6 protein-coding genes and 1 tRNA gene are annotated in these 18,659 nt (G+C 33.6%); 3 read left to right on the top strand and 4 right to left on the bottom strand.

All coding sequences use genetic code 11. The features are described 5' to 3' along the window. Positions 1–245: 245 nt before the first annotated feature. Positions 246–458 carry a hypothetical protein gene (locus B7R65_RS21505; RefSeq protein ID WP_218780413.1) on the top strand — a complete coding sequence of 71 codons (213 nt, stop codon included), beginning with the start codon at positions 246–248 and terminating at the stop codon, positions 456–458. 512 nt (positions 459–970) lie between these two features. Here B7R65_RS21505 and B7R65_RS09690 read toward each other — a convergent pair. Beyond that, positions 971–1,870 carry a LysR family transcriptional regulator gene (locus B7R65_RS09690; protein WP_088042555.1) on the bottom strand — a complete coding sequence of 300 codons (900 nt, stop codon included), beginning with the start codon at positions 1,868–1,870 and terminating at the stop codon, positions 971–973. Positions 1,871–2,220: 350 nt separating this feature from the next. Between B7R65_RS09690 and B7R65_RS09685 the strand changes: the two genes are divergently transcribed. Beyond that, complete coding sequence (locus B7R65_RS09685) at positions 2,221–3,456, top strand: helix-turn-helix domain-containing protein (protein ID WP_088042554.1); 1,236 nt, start codon at positions 2,221–2,223, stop codon at positions 3,454–3,456. A 187-nt stretch (positions 3,457–3,643) separates the two neighbouring features. Here B7R65_RS09685 and B7R65_RS09680 read toward each other — a convergent pair whose 3' ends face one another. Further along, complete coding sequence (locus tag B7R65_RS09680; RefSeq protein ID WP_088042553.1) at positions 3,644–10,594, bottom strand: immunoglobulin-like domain-containing protein; 6,951 nt, start codon at positions 10,592–10,594, stop codon at positions 3,644–3,646. Between the two features lie 1,237 nt (positions 10,595–11,831). Between B7R65_RS09680 and B7R65_RS09675 the strand changes: the two genes are divergently transcribed. After that, positions 11,832–13,247 carry a spore germination protein gene (locus B7R65_RS09675; protein WP_088042552.1) on the top strand — a complete coding sequence of 472 codons (1,416 nt, stop codon included), beginning with the start codon at positions 11,832–11,834 and terminating at the stop codon, positions 13,245–13,247. A 274-nt stretch (positions 13,248–13,521) separates the two neighbouring features. Here B7R65_RS09675 and B7R65_RS09670 read toward each other — a convergent pair whose 3' ends face one another. Then, the gene (locus B7R65_RS09670) at positions 13,522–17,706 is read right to left on the bottom strand and encodes a S8 family serine peptidase (RefSeq protein ID WP_088042551.1); all 4,185 of its coding nucleotides are present in this window, start codon (positions 17,704–17,706) and stop codon (positions 13,522–13,524) included. 758 nt (positions 17,707–18,464) lie between these two features. After that, a tRNA-Val gene (locus B7R65_RS09660) sits at positions 18,465–18,537 on the bottom strand. Between the last annotated feature and the right edge of the window lie 122 nt (positions 18,538–18,659).

Below are 18,659 nucleotides of genomic sequence, written 5' to 3'. Positions count from 1 at the left end.
ACATGAATCATAATATGATCCCAGTATATATTTTCTAAAATAATTTTATTTGCAATGAAACAACGAGTCACCGAAGCAATTCATAATACTCAGCTAACAATTGTTAGTTTAACATGGAATATTATCTTGAATCGGTTATGTTCAAAATTACAAAATACATTTATCATTATATATTAAAATTGTAAACTTAAACTCAAAATACCTATGGGAAGCTTATTAAAAAAGTAACTCATGCTACTATTCTTATGCAAATGGTTGAAAATCCTAAAGTAGTTTGCGAGAGATTAGGTCATGTAAGAGCTGGAATAACAATTGATATTTACTCACACTCAATTGAAGAAATACAGAAGCAACAGCCGGTCGATTCGATAAGAACTTTAGACTTAATTAAAAAACTCGTGAAGTATTTTGTGCAGTCTTGTGCAATTATTAATATTTCATTCCTAAAAATGAAGTAATAGAAAATAAAGAAAAAGCCCAAACCCTTGATACACTTAGGTTTGAGCCTTCTAAATCGTATGATCCCAACTGGACTTGAACCAGCGACCCCTACCCTGTCAATTACAGTGTACGAGTATTATTCAATATTACTGAATATTTTAGGTCAATTAAGTCTATTAAATCAAGAGGTCACTGTAATTTTATGCATAGCATGTCTGTTATTTCTATTGTTTCTTGTATGTCTGTGCAATTTTTGTGCAATTAAATTGGATGTTCGTGAGGTAGGGTGCTATCAATATTGAAATTTCTTAAATAATAATTTGATAAAGTTCAAATTATTATTCATCATCTTTTGTGGTGAGTAAAACTCGAAACATTAACTACAGAAAACACAAAAATAAGTGCCTGTCTCAAAAATAAGAGACAGGCACTAGTAGTTTAATGAAAATGAAATATTTTTTGGATCTACAATTGAGACTAAATTGATATCTATTCAGTGTCCTTTTGTTAAGTAATACGATATCTTTTATTAAGTTCTATTTTTAAAATTTTTTAAAAAATCATTATAAAATTCCTCAGCTACTTTTGTTAATCCTCTTGTTTCTAAATAAATAAGCCAAAAATCGACTGAAAAATAATTTTCTTCCTTTAAAGGGATTATTTTTATGTCTCCGTTTATAACCATAGGACTGTCTTTCACTGTAAAATCATGTATATAGCAGATTGCTTGACTATCTTTTACTAACTCAAAAAGTATATTAATTCTATTCGATTTTATTAACGCTTTGTTTAAATTCTGAATAGAAATTTTTTTTATTGGTTTATAATCGGATTTATTATAAACAACTAATTTTGAATCTACTAAATCACTCGGAGATACATAGTCAAATGAATAAAATGGTGATTTTTTACCAACTGCGATACAAATGTGCCCCTTATAAATATGTTCATATCGAATATTTTTTTCTTTTTTTAGCTCTTCTTCAGATGCAGGGATCAAAGCAAAGTCAAAATTTTCTTTATTAATATTCTTAAGAATATCTGTAGGATTTTCCTCTACTAATTCGAAAGTTACATCTTCATTTTTCGAATTAAATTGAACCAATGTTTCATCAAGAATATAAAAAAAAGTTGGAGCTGTTAATATTTTCAAATGGCTTTGATAACCACTTTTATAATCATAGAGTTCTTTGTTTAATTCTTTAATAGTGCTTAGTAATTTACTTGCTTTAGAAATAACTATTTTCCCCTCAAAAGTAAGAGTAACTCCTGCTTTTGAACGATTGAAGATTTTTATGCCAAGCTCCTTCTCAAGTTGTCTAATAGATTGACTCATACCGGAAGGAGAAATAAATAAATTATCGGCTGCTTTTGTAATCGACATCTCATTTGCAACATTTACTATATACTCCATTTGTTCAAAATTCATAATTACACCTCAGTATTAAAGAACAATTTGATTAATTATTGTTATTTCACATGATATTTTAAATAAATATTAATCAAGTTCGGTATTTCAGTTCCCGTTTCATTATTTTGATTATACATTAATTACTCTTTGTTGATTAATTAAATATTAACTTATCCTGAAGTATTACTTCATTAAAGACACTAATTTACTAAATGTACTTAGTATGCTGGAAAATGTAGAATTTTATTAACGATTAAAGTTTTAACAATAAAGCCTTTAAAGTTAAGAAATAGCTAACCAAATAGGCGAGGTTTTATTTTATTAAAGTTAAAAAGGAGAAAGAAGACGGTTATAAAGGGGAATCAGCCATGTATGAGGGAAAAATAATTAAGTTCTATCGTGACAAATACAGACTAACTCAAGAGCAATTAGGGAAAGGTATTTGTTCCATTACTCATATTAGTAAAATCGAATTAGGTCAAACAAAATATGCACCCGAAATCATTACTTTAATATCCGAGCGACTTGGAATTAGCATGGAGATGGAAATCGAAAAACTAATAAATTTAAAACAACGCTTATTCCAATGGCATGATGCAATAATTATGCAATTGTTTGAAGAAATGGATCAAATTAATAATGAACTCGAGCAAGAAGAGTTAATTCAAATCTCAGAATATATTCATATGTACGATCTACTCCGAGCTAGATATTTACTAATGAAAAATAATCTTTCTGATACATTAAAGATCATAAATAAAATACAAGGATTAGAAGAAAAATTAACCCCTTTTGAAAGCAATCTATTAAAACATGTCTCTGGAATTTATTATTTAGAAAAGCAAGATTACATCAAAGCAATTCAAATTTTAAAAGTTATTCAAAATAAGATATATAATAATCCAGAATATTATTATCACATTGCAGTAGCTTACCATACAATTCACTCTCCAGTTCTGGCTTATTATTACGCTGAAAAATCTAATCATTACTTTAAACAAATTAATAATTATCTTAGAGTGATTGATGCAGAAATGCTAATGATCATTCAAGTGAATGATGATGGATTTTATGATGACGAGGTTTATGACGAAATTATAAACCGACTTAAAAACTTAATAACAAGTTGTGATATATGTAATGCACCTGCTCGAAAAGCAAAAATACTACATAACTTAGCTTATGTATACTTCCAAAGAAAAAATTATCATCTTGCGAGTAAGTATTTTAAAGAATCTATGTCATTAAAAGCAAAAGAATCTCCATTTTACCTACTTTCTTTAGAAGGTTTCATACGAAGTTCATTTGTTGGAGAACTAACTTCAGCTGATGAATTAATTCAAAATGCTGAAGAGGGATTAATTTTTTCAATTAATACTAATCAATTACTATATATTCATTTATTTAAACTTCTTATTTATTTGTTAAAATCTGAAGAAAAAAAATATCATCAATACTTATTAAACAAAGCAATACCAATGTATAAAAAATTTGGTTTTAATTATTTGATTAAGCGTTCTAAAAAGGAATTATTTAATTATTATTCTAAGAAAAACTTAGGTGATAAAGCATTGGAAATGGCTCAGTTATTAATCAACACTTAAATTAACAGAAAATTAAATTAATTAAAAAAAACAAGAATATCTATTAATATTCTTGTTTTTTTATATTTTAAGGGGAGTATTACTTACAATGGAACAACAAAAACAATTTATTTACTAGATTGTATCAAATGGTGCCTTTTATTAAGGATTAAAATCAACCCTTATTTTAAAGCACCATTGATTTTTTTTATTTATTTTTTATCGTACGTTTTACAGAACTACTTTTGTTTCCAGCTTTATCAACCGCAGATAAAGTAATCGTAATCGTACCTTTATGTTGTTTTGGTAATTTCACCGCAAATGTGCCTTTGCTTGTTACTTTAACTTTTGCAACAACTTTATTCCCTATTGTTACAATAATCGTTGCATTTGGTTCTGCTTTACCTTTAATCACTACCCCATTATTTGTACTAGAAATCAAACTTGAGATGACTGGTGCGTTTGGAGCTGTACGATCTAACACTGTTGTTTTAGACGCAGAACTTTGATTTCCTGCTGCATCTTTGACATATACAGTTAGAACTGTTCCTGCTTTTTGTTTACTTACTTTAATACGATACGTACCTTTTGCATCTGCTTTTCCAGTTGCTATTATCTTGGTCTGATTTTTAATAGTAATCGATGCGTTAGCTTCTGTTTTGCCCGTAATCGCAGTGTCGTTGTTATCGATCGTATTAATTACCGGTGCATTCGGTGCAGTTCGATCTAAGACGATTGTCGATAGTGTCATTTGATCTCCTGACGTTCCTTGCACATTAATTGTTAAAACTGTACCTGCTTTTTGTGGACTAATGTTGATTAAAATTTTACCTTCTGAATTTACTTTTCCTGTTGCGATAACAATATCTTTATTTTTCACAATAATATTTGCATTTGGTTGAGATGAACCTAAAATGCTTGTGTCATTATCATCAACTGTATTGATTGTTGTAATACTTACTGGTGGTTCTACAACAGGTGGCTCAACATAATCTTGTCTTACAACTGTTAAAGCAAAATCTCGAGTCGTGCTTGCATTTCCTTTAGTAATTGTAGCTGTTAATGTGACTAGGCAATTTCCATCTTCAAATTTTGGTCGTAAAACCGTTCCATCTGCTTTGATGACTGATGGATTATTTGAAGACCATGTTATTGTCGTATCATTCGTACCTTTTGTTGGTAAATTTAAATTAGTTGTTACAGCATTTTGATCAGTATTGTTTTGCTTGATCAAATTCCATACAACTGACGATTTAGCTGCCAAAACTGCTGGATCATCATTCGTATCTTTACTTCTTACATAAAAACTATAAGATTTCGCGATGGCAGCTGTACCTAATCTGAAAATGGCAGTTAATCCAACAGCCTGATTCTGTGCAGGACTAGTCACTTTTCCATCATTCGCTATAACTTCTGGAGTATTTGATAACCAAGTGATCGATACGCCATCATTTCCAATGCTTGTTGGTAAAGATAGGTCATGTGTGATCACATATTCTGCTTCATTTTCACCAAGTAATTTTTTGATATCAAGTGATTGATATGCTCGAAGAACCATTGTTTTTTCTTTATTTACACTATCTTTTAATACAGTTAAGTTAAACGTTTTATACTGAATACCACTGTTTCTAGTTATTTTCGCTACTAACTCTACATGAGCATCATCTTCGTCAAATAGTGGTGGATATACTCTACCTTGATTTGTAATGTGCTTTGTATCGTCGGAATTCCAAGTAATTTTAGAACCATTCGATCCTCTTGTTGGTAATGATAAAACTTGAGTTACATCCCCTTGATCAGTGTTCCCTGCACGTATAACATTCCAGTTAATAAATGAAGAATCTTCATCAACTGCTAATGAGTCATCGTGAATTTTAGCGTCCACTGTAACGTTAAACGTCTTCACAGCAGTTGCACCGTTTACAGTCGCCGTAGCAGTAAGTGTGATGTTTGTGTCTTTATCTGCTCTATAAACCTTTCCATCGTTTGTGAGTACAGACGAATCACTGCTACTCCAACTAATATGCGCTTTATTAGCTTCATCAACGAAAGGTAGTGCCAAATTAGTTCTAACGTGAGTTTGATCTGCGTTCTCACCTTTAATTCTGTCCCAAGTCAAATTGTTTGCAGCTATTGTTGCTAATGGTAGATCAGAACTTTCTGCTGCTCCAAGACGATAGATAACCACATTCGAAACTAATGGATGGTTTCCTGCTAATGGGTGACTTGGATTTGCACCCATTGTACTTCCTCCATCGATTTCAAAATAGTTTGGGCCTGGTTTAAGTTCCCCAGAAGACATACTAAAGTTATTTACACCAGGGGCTTGTTCATAGCCTGCTGGTATGTCTTGAGAACTATTTGGATTGTCAAATGGAGAAGTTCTCCATTCTGAATTTTCGTCAAATAAGTTTTTGAGTTTGTATTCACCATTCCAACTTACCCATGTAGCATAAAACTTGTCACTAACTGCCGTTACCGAACCTTTCACTGTATACGTTGAATCATACGTGAAAAATGTTGCAGTATTTGTTGAATCAATAATCGCATCTTCAAATTTGACTTTTGGTATATACGAATTTTTGTGTACAGGTACTTGAATGGTTGTCTCGTGACCTAAATAGTCAATCATTGTTACTGGGAACGTGCTGTCTCCTTCCGGTATACTACCCGGATCATCGTAACCGACTTTTTCAAAATTAAAGAAATAGACATCTCCTACTGGAACGTCATATGCAGCATTAGGGTAATAATAAGTTGACGCTTTTCGTTGTTGATTTCCAACTAACAAGATTGGAGCCAGATCTGGATTCGATGAATAGGTTTTATTGTTACCATACGGCGTTACAAGATAGCCTGAAACTCTTGGATCGAATTGCTCCGCAACATATACACCGTTTCGATAATTATCTAACAGTTTGATTTCTTCATTTCTACTAGCATCTTTATAAGGAACAATATTAATTGGTAGATCAGTATCTGTTCCACCATTCTTAACTGTCACTTTATCATCTGCCACAGTTACATCAAAGGTGATGGTACTTGCATTCCCCATATAGTCCGTAGTTGTAAGGACGATTGAATGATCGCCATTTGCTAACACAACTGGATATCTGAACGTTTGTGCAGTTTTATCAGCGGTTGTGATACTTCCCATTGATTTTGGAGAACCTCCGTCAACAGCAACCTCTACTTTGTATCCTCTTGAATTCGGGATCGTATCTTTCACTGTCGTATTAAGCATCAGTGATACAGGATCCACGCTATTTTCTTTGTAGGCTTTTAGACTACTCGCATTTAATGAAATCGTCGGTGCACTTGTATCGACGAAGGTTTCGATTCCAATGGCTGGTATGTTTGCGTCATTCCATTTTTCACCTTCTCCTAAGATGACAAATTTCACCGCATACTCGCCTGCAGGTAAATCAGTTGGGATCGTCATGTGACCTTTAATATCATACTGACTGTAGACACCATATGCAGGTGTTTCAGTCATGAATTGGTTAAGGTCAAGATCGATTGGATCTCGAACGACCGTACTATTATCGTAATAATTTTTCAAAATAACTGCTTGAATTTTCTTCACGACATTTTTTCGACCAACGGCATTGAAGTTCAAACTAAAATCGTCAACAGGTTTTACATTTGCCGTCCAATAACTGTTTGGCACGTTATCGTTTAAAGTTGCCGAATGTAAATCGATCCAAACATGGTTACTTGTTTTATTCACAAGTATGATTTGGTCTTTCCCTAAATTCCCAACTTTATCCATTGGTGCAATATGAAGGAGATTCAGTCCCTCATTAAGTCCAGAAACTTTCATTTCATAAGACCCATCTTCATTTTGTTTCACATCACCATGATAGTTATAGTACGGCTCACTTCCATTGATAGCTAGGTATACATTCCCATCAACTCCGCCAGCGTCCCCATCATCCATTGTCCAGCGTACAGTATAGCTGTCTTTATTAGTCACCTCAGGATGAGTCTTTTCATCATAATCTGCTGATCGTTTTATATTTAGAGTCGGAGCTTTCGTATCCTTATACATAGGTACATAAACAGTCGGTTGCGGTTTTGCATTCGGTGCATCTGCTGTTGCTGTTACCGCAAAGTAATACTGTCCATCTGGAACAGGTACCGCTTGATTATATAAATACCAAACCCAATTCTCTGAGAGTTGAGAAGGAAGCCCACCAGAATATGGATCAGATTTCACCTGCCACTCTTCATTTGAAATATGAGTAACAAGATTATGCTCCTTATCAACTACATCTATTTTTAAGTTACGTGCGTTTCGGAGTAAAGCAAGCGCTGGGACTGGGTACATTCCAGGACCAAAAGCATAAAACTTGTCACCTAACGCAACTTGAGCTGGCGTTTGTGGTTCACCAAATATCTGGTTGTATCCAAAATAAAAACCACCTGCTTTAAGTGCTAATTGTGTTCCTGCACCTGACTCCGTCCATACATCTGTTGTTTCTTTCGTATCAATGATGTTTGGCTCATCCCAATTCCCGTAAAAACCATTATATGGAACGTTTAATGTTGGGTTACTTGAATCTGTCGGTACTAAATAAATATAGCCCTCTATAAACGTGTTTTTTATCGTAGAGTCTGCTAAAGATAATGTAACCGTAACTCGTTTCGTTGAGTTTGCCGGGATTGTAATTTGATTTAAATCGAATGATAAGTTTGCATCATCCAAATATCGACTACGAATATTGTCCGAATTTGTTTTAAGTGAGTCCTTTAAAACATCCGTCATGACAGTGCCATTTAATTTGTACGTAACAGCCTTATCTGAAAGATTTTGAGCAGTTAGTGTAAATGTATTCGCTTTACCAATTTCTTTCAAACTAATACTGCCAGTACCAGCTGAACCTGTTACGACAATTGGAGATTTCACAGCTAGATCTGGGCGAATCATACCTGCTCCTTGTCTTCTAGGTTGGTATTCAGTCATATAATCAGTACGATCACCAGGATTGTTTGAATTGATATAATCTCTCTTTGCAGGAATAGCTGTATTCATGATTAAATTCTTTGTTAATAGAGAAAAAGCTCTTGTTCCTGGTTTAAATCCTTTTTCTTCTAAAGCTTGCATAACATCAGCTACCGCACCTGCAACATAAGGAGCCGCCATTGAAGTTCCATCTTCACTCTCATAGGCATTGTGCTTACTAGTATCTGCTGTTCTTACAGAAGAAACAATTGCATGACCTGGAGCCATTACTTCAGGTTTTAATAATAAATCACTTGTCGTTCCCCAAGACGTAAAATCTGTTGGTTGTCCTGGGTTTGATTCAGAAAAGGCAGAACCTAATTTTTCGTCTGCAATTTTAAATTTGATTGTCGGAATACTACCTCCAACAGTAGGAACTGAATCCAAAACTGATTGTAACGCCATTCCATCCGCATAACTAATAAATGAAAATGGAATCGTTCCAAATCCTTGAGGATCAGGAGCTGCACTAGTAGCTGATGAGTTATAGACGATAACTCCTGCCGCACCCATCTGTTTCGCATTTGCTACCTTCTCCGCAAAACTAATCGTCCCACGTTTAATTAATACGATATTATTTCTAACTTTGGCCGTTAACTTAGTCGTGTAATCCGAAAGTACGCCAGTGCGGTCATTTCCATCAATATCTTTTCCTAGAGAAACTAATACATAATCTTTGTCCTTGTTTGCCGTCCAATTCCAATCATCAAGTCCTTCTCCAGAAATGTTGTGTCCGACAGCTGTGTTAAAAAATTGAACAGTGTGTTTTGCTACAACATTATTTGCTGCTGCGACTGTAAATGAATCTGGATAAACTCCTGGATTACCAATTTTATTTAAGTCAGGTGTTTGTCCAATTTTGATTGTCTCACCCATCCCACCTGATCGATCTGAATATGCATTAGAGGCATTTCCTGCCGCAACTACGACTACATGCCCCTCGTCAGTTGCGTTACGGATCGCAATTCCTAATGGATCGTTAGCATCTCTCGTATCGAAAGAAGATGAAGAACCTAGACTCATGTTAATAACATCTGCTCCTAATGCCGAAGCATGATCAATTCCTTTTACAATATCTTCTGTTAATGCACCAGCTTGATGGTCCGAGAACACTTTTTCTGCAATAATTTGTGCTTCTGGTGCTACCCCTTGAATAACAGGACCAGATCCAGCTGCGATACCTGCCACGTGAACACCGTGTGAGCTAGTTTGATTAGTTGGATTTTCCACACGTGGGATGATATCGTCATTTTGATCAGCCCAGTTGTATCCATCTACAACTTTAAGAGAAGTAGATCCATCTGCACGCTTAAATTTTCCCGTTTTAATTCGTGCTTTACTCATATCTTTCGGATCAGGAAATGCCTCATGAGTATAGTCCACGCCAGTATCAACTACCGCGATAACCATTCCTTCTCCTTGATAACCATTCGGTTTTCCTAGAGCAGCACCACTCCATAAATTTTTGATTCCAGTAAGATCATGCTGTTGATTAACAGCTGGGAAAAATGTTTGTTGTAACGTAACTGCTTTTACATCAGGTAATGATTTTATATAGTCGATATCTTCATATTTAATATTATCAATACTAAAACCTTTAAAAATGTTCTCAAATTCATGTTTAAATTCAAAATTATTACTACTCTTCGCTTTACCACTAGATAATTCGTTCATAATTTTGTTTTTTGTAGTTTCTATATCTTGCTGGATAATATTTGTTGCTTTACTCACAGACATTTGATTAACGCCAACTGCTGAAGTCATTTCAGAAACCGTTTGACCCTTCAGTTGAACAATAACCGAAACCTTCTCGTCCGGTTTATGTGCTTCTATATTCGAAAGATTCTCTTTATCTGCTAATTTATTTTCTTTATCTCTAGCAGCTGCATCCTCAATAGCCTTATTACCTTTTTCTTTTAATCTCTCAATCTCTTCTTTTGATAAACTAGTTGAATTTGGGTTACCTTTACCATTTGTAACAAAAATGCCTGGATTTGGATCAGGTTCTTTCGTAAGCGATGGATTTTGATTATTTTCTTCGGCATGTACAAATGACAAGTTAGACAATACTAGACCGACCATCGATAAAAGGGACAAACAGTTCATAAAACTTTTTCGGTAAATCTTAAATTTCTTGGAATTCTTGGTTTTCATATTTACCCCCCCTGACTGAGCAAACTAATTGTGGACTTCACCAGCTCAATCAATCTTCATGTTGTATAAATTCAAGTATTTAAACTTTTCTAAATAATCAAATTTATAATCTGATTATACTTTTGCAAGTATCCACGGTAAATCGGGGTAAATCTACATAAAATCCTCCGATTAAAACTGATAAAAAACGACAAAATTCTACATTTTTTATCGAAAAATACAATTAAATATTTTGTTTTTATATGAATTAGTAAAAAAAACGAACTAATTTTAAAATAATCTAAAAAAATCCTATTTTTTATTCGGGCGAATTCCGCTTTTCGACAACTATTTTTGAAGCTTCTAAATAATTTGGCGAAAATTCCCATGTGTTTTTACCTTACAATTTCGAATTGTATTATAAGCACATTTTTATTCTATTTAAGGTTAAGTAAATTAAGTAAAAAATAATTCACCTTAACGTTATCTTTAATAGTAAAAAAATAGTAATCAAAATGACAAAAAATTTTAATGAACTAAGCTTTAACATTAACTATTACAATCACAAACGAAAAGACAAAAATAAAAGACATCAGTCCGGTTAATTACCGAAATCATGCCCAGGTATCTGCCTAACATTTGTGTCTAACTTTTTAGGTTTAGCATAAAAAGGTAACGGGTTCTCTTTAGAGGGAGAAACTTAATAACACTTTCTTAAATCGCAACTAATTTAACAATTCAAATCGAACAGTAAATAGCAAAAGGGGCTGTCTCATAAATCTATTTTTCATGACAAACACACGCCCCTTTACATTTTAGAAGCTTGATATATCAATATTTTTGTATGCTTTCGTAAAATTTGTTGCTATTTTCAAAAGGAAATCCGTCGATTCCCACTACTACCACAGGAGTCTCGCACCTTCCGCTCCAATCACTTTCTTGGTTTTATGTGATATTCTTGTAATCTAAAATTGCCCAGCAAAATGATTAATATATACTTTATTACTAACTTTTTTATACTGCCTACATCTATAAGTTTGTCGCTCTCTTTTTTTAACGATTGAGTAGCTCTTCCTTAGTATTGTCTTTTTTATGAAATAAGTAAGTTTATTTTCATGATAGTTGAATTAGAGTCTGAATTAGGAAAATTTAGTACATACTGAATATTAGGAAATAATAATTAAATGACTAGAGGTGATAAAATATTAAACCGATTGATGAACTAAACGTTACGATTAGTCTGAATAAAAATATCGAAATGATTAAAGAAAAGTTGAATAACACAGCTGACTTATCTATAAGACCTCTTCAAATAGGCGGAGCCCAAAAATACGAAGGCGTACTTTTATATATTGAAAATCTTGTTGATTCACAGGTTATTCGTGATAATATCATTTCACCTTTACTTCGAATACGGAATTCAAGTGAACTAGATCATCAAAACTTAATGAATAGTTTAGCTTATCATCATATCCAATCTCCATCCGTCGAAATTAGTCAGTCGATTGAAATGGCTGTAAACGGTATTGTAAGAGGGAAAACACTCGTCATGGTTGGTGGATTTGATCGAATCGTGATCGCAGAAACGACTCAGTGGCAACAACGTTCAGTTGAACAAAGTAGTCGCCAACGTTCACCTGGTGGTCCAATGATTGGGCTGTCAGAGCAATTAAAAGTGAACTTAAATTTAATTCGCAGTTTTATTCAGTCACCTAATTTAGTCGTGGAGTCAAAACAAATCGGGCGTTTTTCGAAAACAGACCTTTCGATTGTCTACTTAAAGCATAAAGTGGATCAAAAAGCATTAGAAGAAGTTCGAACCCGCCTTGACACATTGGATGTTGAGTACGTTTTAGAATCTAGGGTGGTGGAAGATGCATTGGAAGGAAGAAAGAAAACAATCTTTCCGCTTGTCTTCCTTACTGAAATGCCGGACGTTGTGGCTGCTGCTTTATATGAAGGTCGAATTGCCGTATTAGTGAACGGCACTCCAATGGCTTCCATTGTCCCATCTTTATTTGTTCAGTATATGGCACAACCGAATGAATACTATACAAAATCCGGAAAACTCACAAACCGATTTATTTTGTTCTTTTGTTACTTTATTTCAGTGCTCTTGCCAGGAATCTATGTTGCCGTCGCTTATTTTCATGAAAATTGGTTTCCAGCAAAATTTGCTAAAAAGTATTTTACACATTCCGATACCATCCTCTCATTTTTTTTTGAAATGTGTATACTGTTACTCATTTTATATTTATTGATCTTAGTATCCTTCAGGATTCAAACCGATATGATTATTGTGGCTTCTTTGGTGGGTACAATGGTGGTTAGTACGACGGCTGTTGATGCCAAACTCATCCATCCGCTTAGCTTGATAATTGTAGGGATTGCTTTTCTGACCAATTTACTGTTTGTCACAGGTGGAATGGCCAATGCTGCTTTTACGTTACGCTTTTTCTTTTTAATCCTTGGTAGTTTCTTTGGTTTAACAGCTATGGGAATAGGATTCATACTGTTGATAATTTATATGTCTCGGTTACGCTCAGTTGGTGTTCCGTACTTAGCACCGATCATTCCGTTTCGACCACAAGAGTTCAAAGACGTCTTTTATCGTGGAGATTTAAAGAAACTGATTAATAGTCCACATAAATATCCGCATGACGACAAGGAATAATTGATCATAACCGAGTTTAATATTCGCCTATGAAAAAAGGACCTTCAATTGGTATTCTCCCTATATAGTAGACAGTAAAAAGAAAGGTACTGTTCTGTTTACTGTCTACTATATGGGTAATTTTTTTATGGGGAAAATTAATGTCTAGAAAAGGAATAACCTTAGCCCTATAGAATACAGGGCTAAGGTTACTTAATGAATTTCTATTTTATTACTGCTTACTTGACAGGGGTAGTCCATTCATGGCTACTCTTTTTTCTATTATATATTATCTTTATTTTAACCCTAATTGACTTAACACAGTATCCAAAGTAACACCCTTATATGAAGTTTTTGCTTTAGGTGGGTTTGGAACTGTACTATTTTGTAATCCGAAATTTTTAATAACAAAATCCATATCCTTTTTATCTACAACTCCATCGAAGTTCATATCTGCTCCTGATTTATTAGTACTCCAATATGTTTGTAGATATAGTGCATCTAAAATATCTATGACATTGTCTTTATTTGCATCTCCAGCTTTAGCATCACTTAAAAGATAACCTATTCTTTGTCCTAATGTTTCTCCACGAACATCACTGGATAATAGGAGTTGTTTATTATACATTGTAAAATGTCCTGGTACATCTACTTTAAGCGTATAATCATTTTTATCTGCTTTCAGTGTATTCACAGAGTAATTACCACTTTTGTCTAAAATTGGTGCTTCAGTTACTGTTTTTCCATCGTATGAAGTAACAGTTACTTTTGCACCTATAGTACTTTGGTCTAAAGTATAATTAGGTTCACCTGTTAATGGATCTAGATTTCCCTCAAATTGTAATGAACCATCTAGTCTTGAATATGTTTGTTTCTTATTAAGACTTTCCATATAACAATAGACATTGTTACTTAATGTATTTGATTGATCAATTGTAACTCCACCCTTTTCCATTCTAGACCAGTCAATCGGCGTTTCCGCTGCATATCTGTCAGCTGTTTTTAAGTCAAAATTAACTAATTCCATATCTTCTGGTAAAGGATTATTTCCTAAATACGTAAACTCAATTGTATAAGTCGTGAAAATGTTCGAAGACGTTGATGTTACAGAAACTTGAGCATTACCATATTGTTTAACTTTATCATTTACAACAATATTATTAATTGTTCCGAAGTCTCCATTATCACGGAAAACTGGAATCGTAATTTTAGCTGTTTTTAGGTTTTTCATATTATTCGAACGAAGTGTAAAATTCACTGTATCTCCTGTTGATATCTCTTGTTTATTAGCTTTTATATAATAATATGGGTACGTGTTTGAAACAAAAGCTACTCTTAACATATTAGTAGCGTTATTAGTAAAGTTTCTTGCTGCATCAAAACCATAAAACTGGACTTTTAATGGTGAATTACGCTTTTGAACTAGTATTTGATCGTTGTAATTTCCGTTTTTATCAGTTTTGATTGGTTCAGATGGCCATGGTCCATTATAAAATGAAACAACTGAATTACTTGATTGATCGATTGGAATCCCAATACGATTAGCATCCGCCACTTCAGGATCATTTACATTCATATGAAAATCATATAAAAATTGCCCATTTGAATCGAATTGATTATCTGTATATTCAATAACTTTTTGATCTAATCCATCAAAACTTGAAGTCATAGTCGGTTTGCCTTTTTCATAGATGAAATCTGCTAATTTCGTAAATGTCTTCCCTTGATCATTTGTTCCAACCATTTTTAATTTATAGTGTCCCGTTTTCGCAATTATCCATGAATCGCCAATTGGATTTTTAGAATCACCTGTAATTGGTAAATAAGCTCCACTAAATGCATAAATTCCATAAACTTTGTTTTCTTCGGCTAAACGACTATCTAATGTTCCAAGGAAACCTATATCTTCACCAGTTGTTCCATCTTGTAATATCACGTCTATATATTTCATATGTGACTTTAATGAGAAAAGAATTCCAAGTGAAGGATTTGAAACATCTGGCCAAGCATCATCACCTGAGAACATTGGATTATCTATCGTAAAAGTATCAATTCCTTCATTTACAACTCGTCCTCCAAATGGAATTTGGTATGTTTCAGTTGGGTCAGCATCGTTCGTAAAAACGATATATCCTTCATAGGTTCCTTTTTCAGCTGTCTTCGGTATGAATAAATTAAACTTAATATTTTTTTGACCAATACCGTTTAACTTTACTGAAGCCGGTCCAGTTAGTGTCACTCCATTTTGAGCAGCATCTTTTGATCCTCTTAATCCTGTTTGGAATTTAACATTTACACTAAAGGTTTTTGACTTTTCACTGCGATTTTTTAACGTAACATTTCTAAAATCAGTAATATCTTGGTCATTGAAACCATACGAACCAAAACTGATTCCACCTGTTAACTCTTTCATTGATTTTTGTTTTCCATTAATAATAGTTGGAGTTTTGTCGACTACTTCTAACTCAACATTCGAGTGGATCGCTTCATATACATCAACTCGTCCGCTTCCAACTTCAAATACACTATAATCTTTTGAAAGTGGATCTGCTGTATTCATTAAAATAGACTTAATGTCATCTGGCTGTAAATCTTTGTTAGATTGAAGTAATAACGCAGACACACCTGCGACATATGGAGTAGCCATTGAAGTACCTGACATTCGCTCATAGGCGTATTTATAATCTCCAGATTTTGTGCCATCAACTGTTTTATCGTTTACATAAAATGGAACTGTCGACAAAATTGATACACCTGGTGCAGTTACTTCTGGTTTAATATCATAATTTACACGAGAAGGACCTCTTGAACTAAATGATGCTAATTCATCTTTAGCTGTTTGTACCTTTGAAAAATCTCCATATGTGAAATCTGATACACCAGTTTTCAATGCAGCTGAGATTGCTAATCCTTCATCGTTCGATACTGAGAATGCAGGAATTGCATCCATTGATTCACCTATAAATGATTGAATTGCTCCTTCTGCTTTGTTTGTTTCATCATTATACATCAGTACGCCGATTGCACCTTTTGCTTTTGCATTTTTGATTTTATCAATTAATGCAATCGACCCACGTTTAATGAAAGCAATTTTGCCATTTACATCTTTTCCACTATATTCATATGAATTTCCTAATCCAACGTCTACTAATTGGAAGGTTTGTCCTTTTAAGCTGGTTAAATCATCTTTATAGTTTCTCGCTAATTGTCTTAAAGAATAATTTTTCCCATTTTGTACACCTGCGTATTGATAAACATCAAGTGCGATTGATGATGCTCCAACAGTTAATGCTAATGCAGCAGCTCCTGGTGAACCTAGTGTATACATTTGATCGCCACTATTTCCGGCTGCTACAACAGTTGTTACTCCGCTTAATACCGCATTGTTTACTGCAATTGAAGTCGCGAAAAGTGGATCATTAAGTGATGCGCCGAGTGACATATTAATAACGTCCATACCGTCCTGCACTGCACGATCTATTCCTGCAATAATATCCTCACTTGATCCACTACCATAAGCCCCAAGAACTCGGTATGAATAAATATCTGATTCAGGTGCTGCACCAACCGTTTTATATTCACTATTAGCTACGCCACGTCCCCCAATTATTCCAGCAACATGCGTACCATGTTCAGTATAATAAGTCGATGAACCACTAAGTTCTGGTTGACCTGATTTCTTCCAATCAGCATATGTTGTTTCCATTGGATCATTATCGTCATCGACGAAATCGTATCCACCTTTAAATGCATCCTTCAAATCTGGATGGTTATAATCAATCCCTGTATCCAAAATACCAATTTTAATTCCTTTTCCTGTAATACCTTCAGCATGTAATCGGTCTAGTCCATCATATGGTGTATAGTTTGCAACATTAAAGTCATCCGCCTTTAATTGTTCACTATCTTGGTTTTGAGAAGGTGGGTCTATCGTAAATGTCTCGTTACTCCAAACATTCTTTACAGCTTTTGATTTTAATAGATTCTTAATTTGATTCGCTGGTAGACTCATTGAGACACCATTAAATGCATGTTTATATGAACGATTTATCTTATAATTTACTTTTTTACTTTTTTCATCGGTTAATATTTGTTCAACATCTTTCGAAAAAGTTGCATGGTCTTGATCGACTAATTCTGATGCACCGGTTTCTGTTAATGTTTGCCCTTCCACACTTGCTTCAATTTGAGCAACTTTAGCAGGTTTATTTGCAAACTCAACAATGACATTTGTTTGGCTTGAAGAGTTTAAATCAATATCGGAAGAAACTTGTAGTCCTGTTTCTTCACTTGTTGAAAGTTGTTTAAGGGCTGCCCTTTGCTCTGAAGAAAGACTTGCTAGAATATCCTCTGCTTTTTGGGGGCTTGCTGCTTTTGAAACATTTGATACTTGTCCAAGTGCACCTAGAATAAAACTTGATGTTAAGGCTAAAACTGTGAAGCTTTTTAGAACTTTACTTTTTTCTCTCTTTTTCCCCATTTTTCTTCCTCCAAGTTTCATTAATTAATGCATATGTATCTGTTAATGAATATCGAAACAATTATTCTATAAAGCTATAAGTAGTGTTATTTTAGAAATTATATTTCGAAAGATATCCATGACAAGTTACTTATGTATCTCTATTATTAATAAGAGTCAGGTTTCTGTATATTGGGGTAATATTGTATAATTATTCCTTCCAAAAAACGCTATCTCTCATTAGTTTTTATAAAGATATTTGTCATGAAAATGAAATGAAAGTAGAACTTTCGATTAATTACTAATAATTTGTTATTTATTTTGTCGAATTTAGAGTTGGAATGAATTAAGATTCGGGGGATATATTGTAAAATCCAATAAATTTGTTGGATAAAATTGAAATGACTATTCAATTTTTTTTATATTTTAATAGGTTAATAAATAATAAAAAACTGAGTTCTATGTTATTATCCCCTTTAATTAGACAGTGTAAGAAAACCACAAATATTATGTGGATGTTACACGATACTTGAAGGGGTTTTTTTATGGCTAAAAAGGGACAAACATTTCAATCCTATACTGAGGAATTTAAACAAAAGGCTGTTGAAGCTTATTTAAATGGCGAATGAAGTTATAATTCTCTTGAGGAGAATGGCTATAACAATAAATAGTAAATCTACATGCCACGGGGTATATTTTATATAATTCAAATCGAACTTATTGAAATTAAAAAAGCTGTAAACCTAGTATTACCAAGGCTTACAGCTTCTCTAAAAGTATGATCCCAACTGGACTTGAACCAGCGACCCCTACCCTGTCAAGGTAGTGCTCTCCCAGCTGAGCTATGGAATCGTAATTTAAATGTAAATTAATTATAAATTTTGATAATAATGAAGTCAAATCTTTTCATCGACATTTTTAGCAAGTTTAATCAGAAGCACATCAAGATTAGCAGTTTGATGTGCTTCGTTAGT

The organism is Bacillus sp. EAC (assembly GCF_002156875.1).
Lineage (GTDB): Bacteria > Bacillota > Bacilli > Bacillales > Bacillaceae_G > Gottfriedia.
Note: the sequence above shows the minus strand (reverse complement) of the source record. Positions and strands in the feature narration are given on the sequence as shown.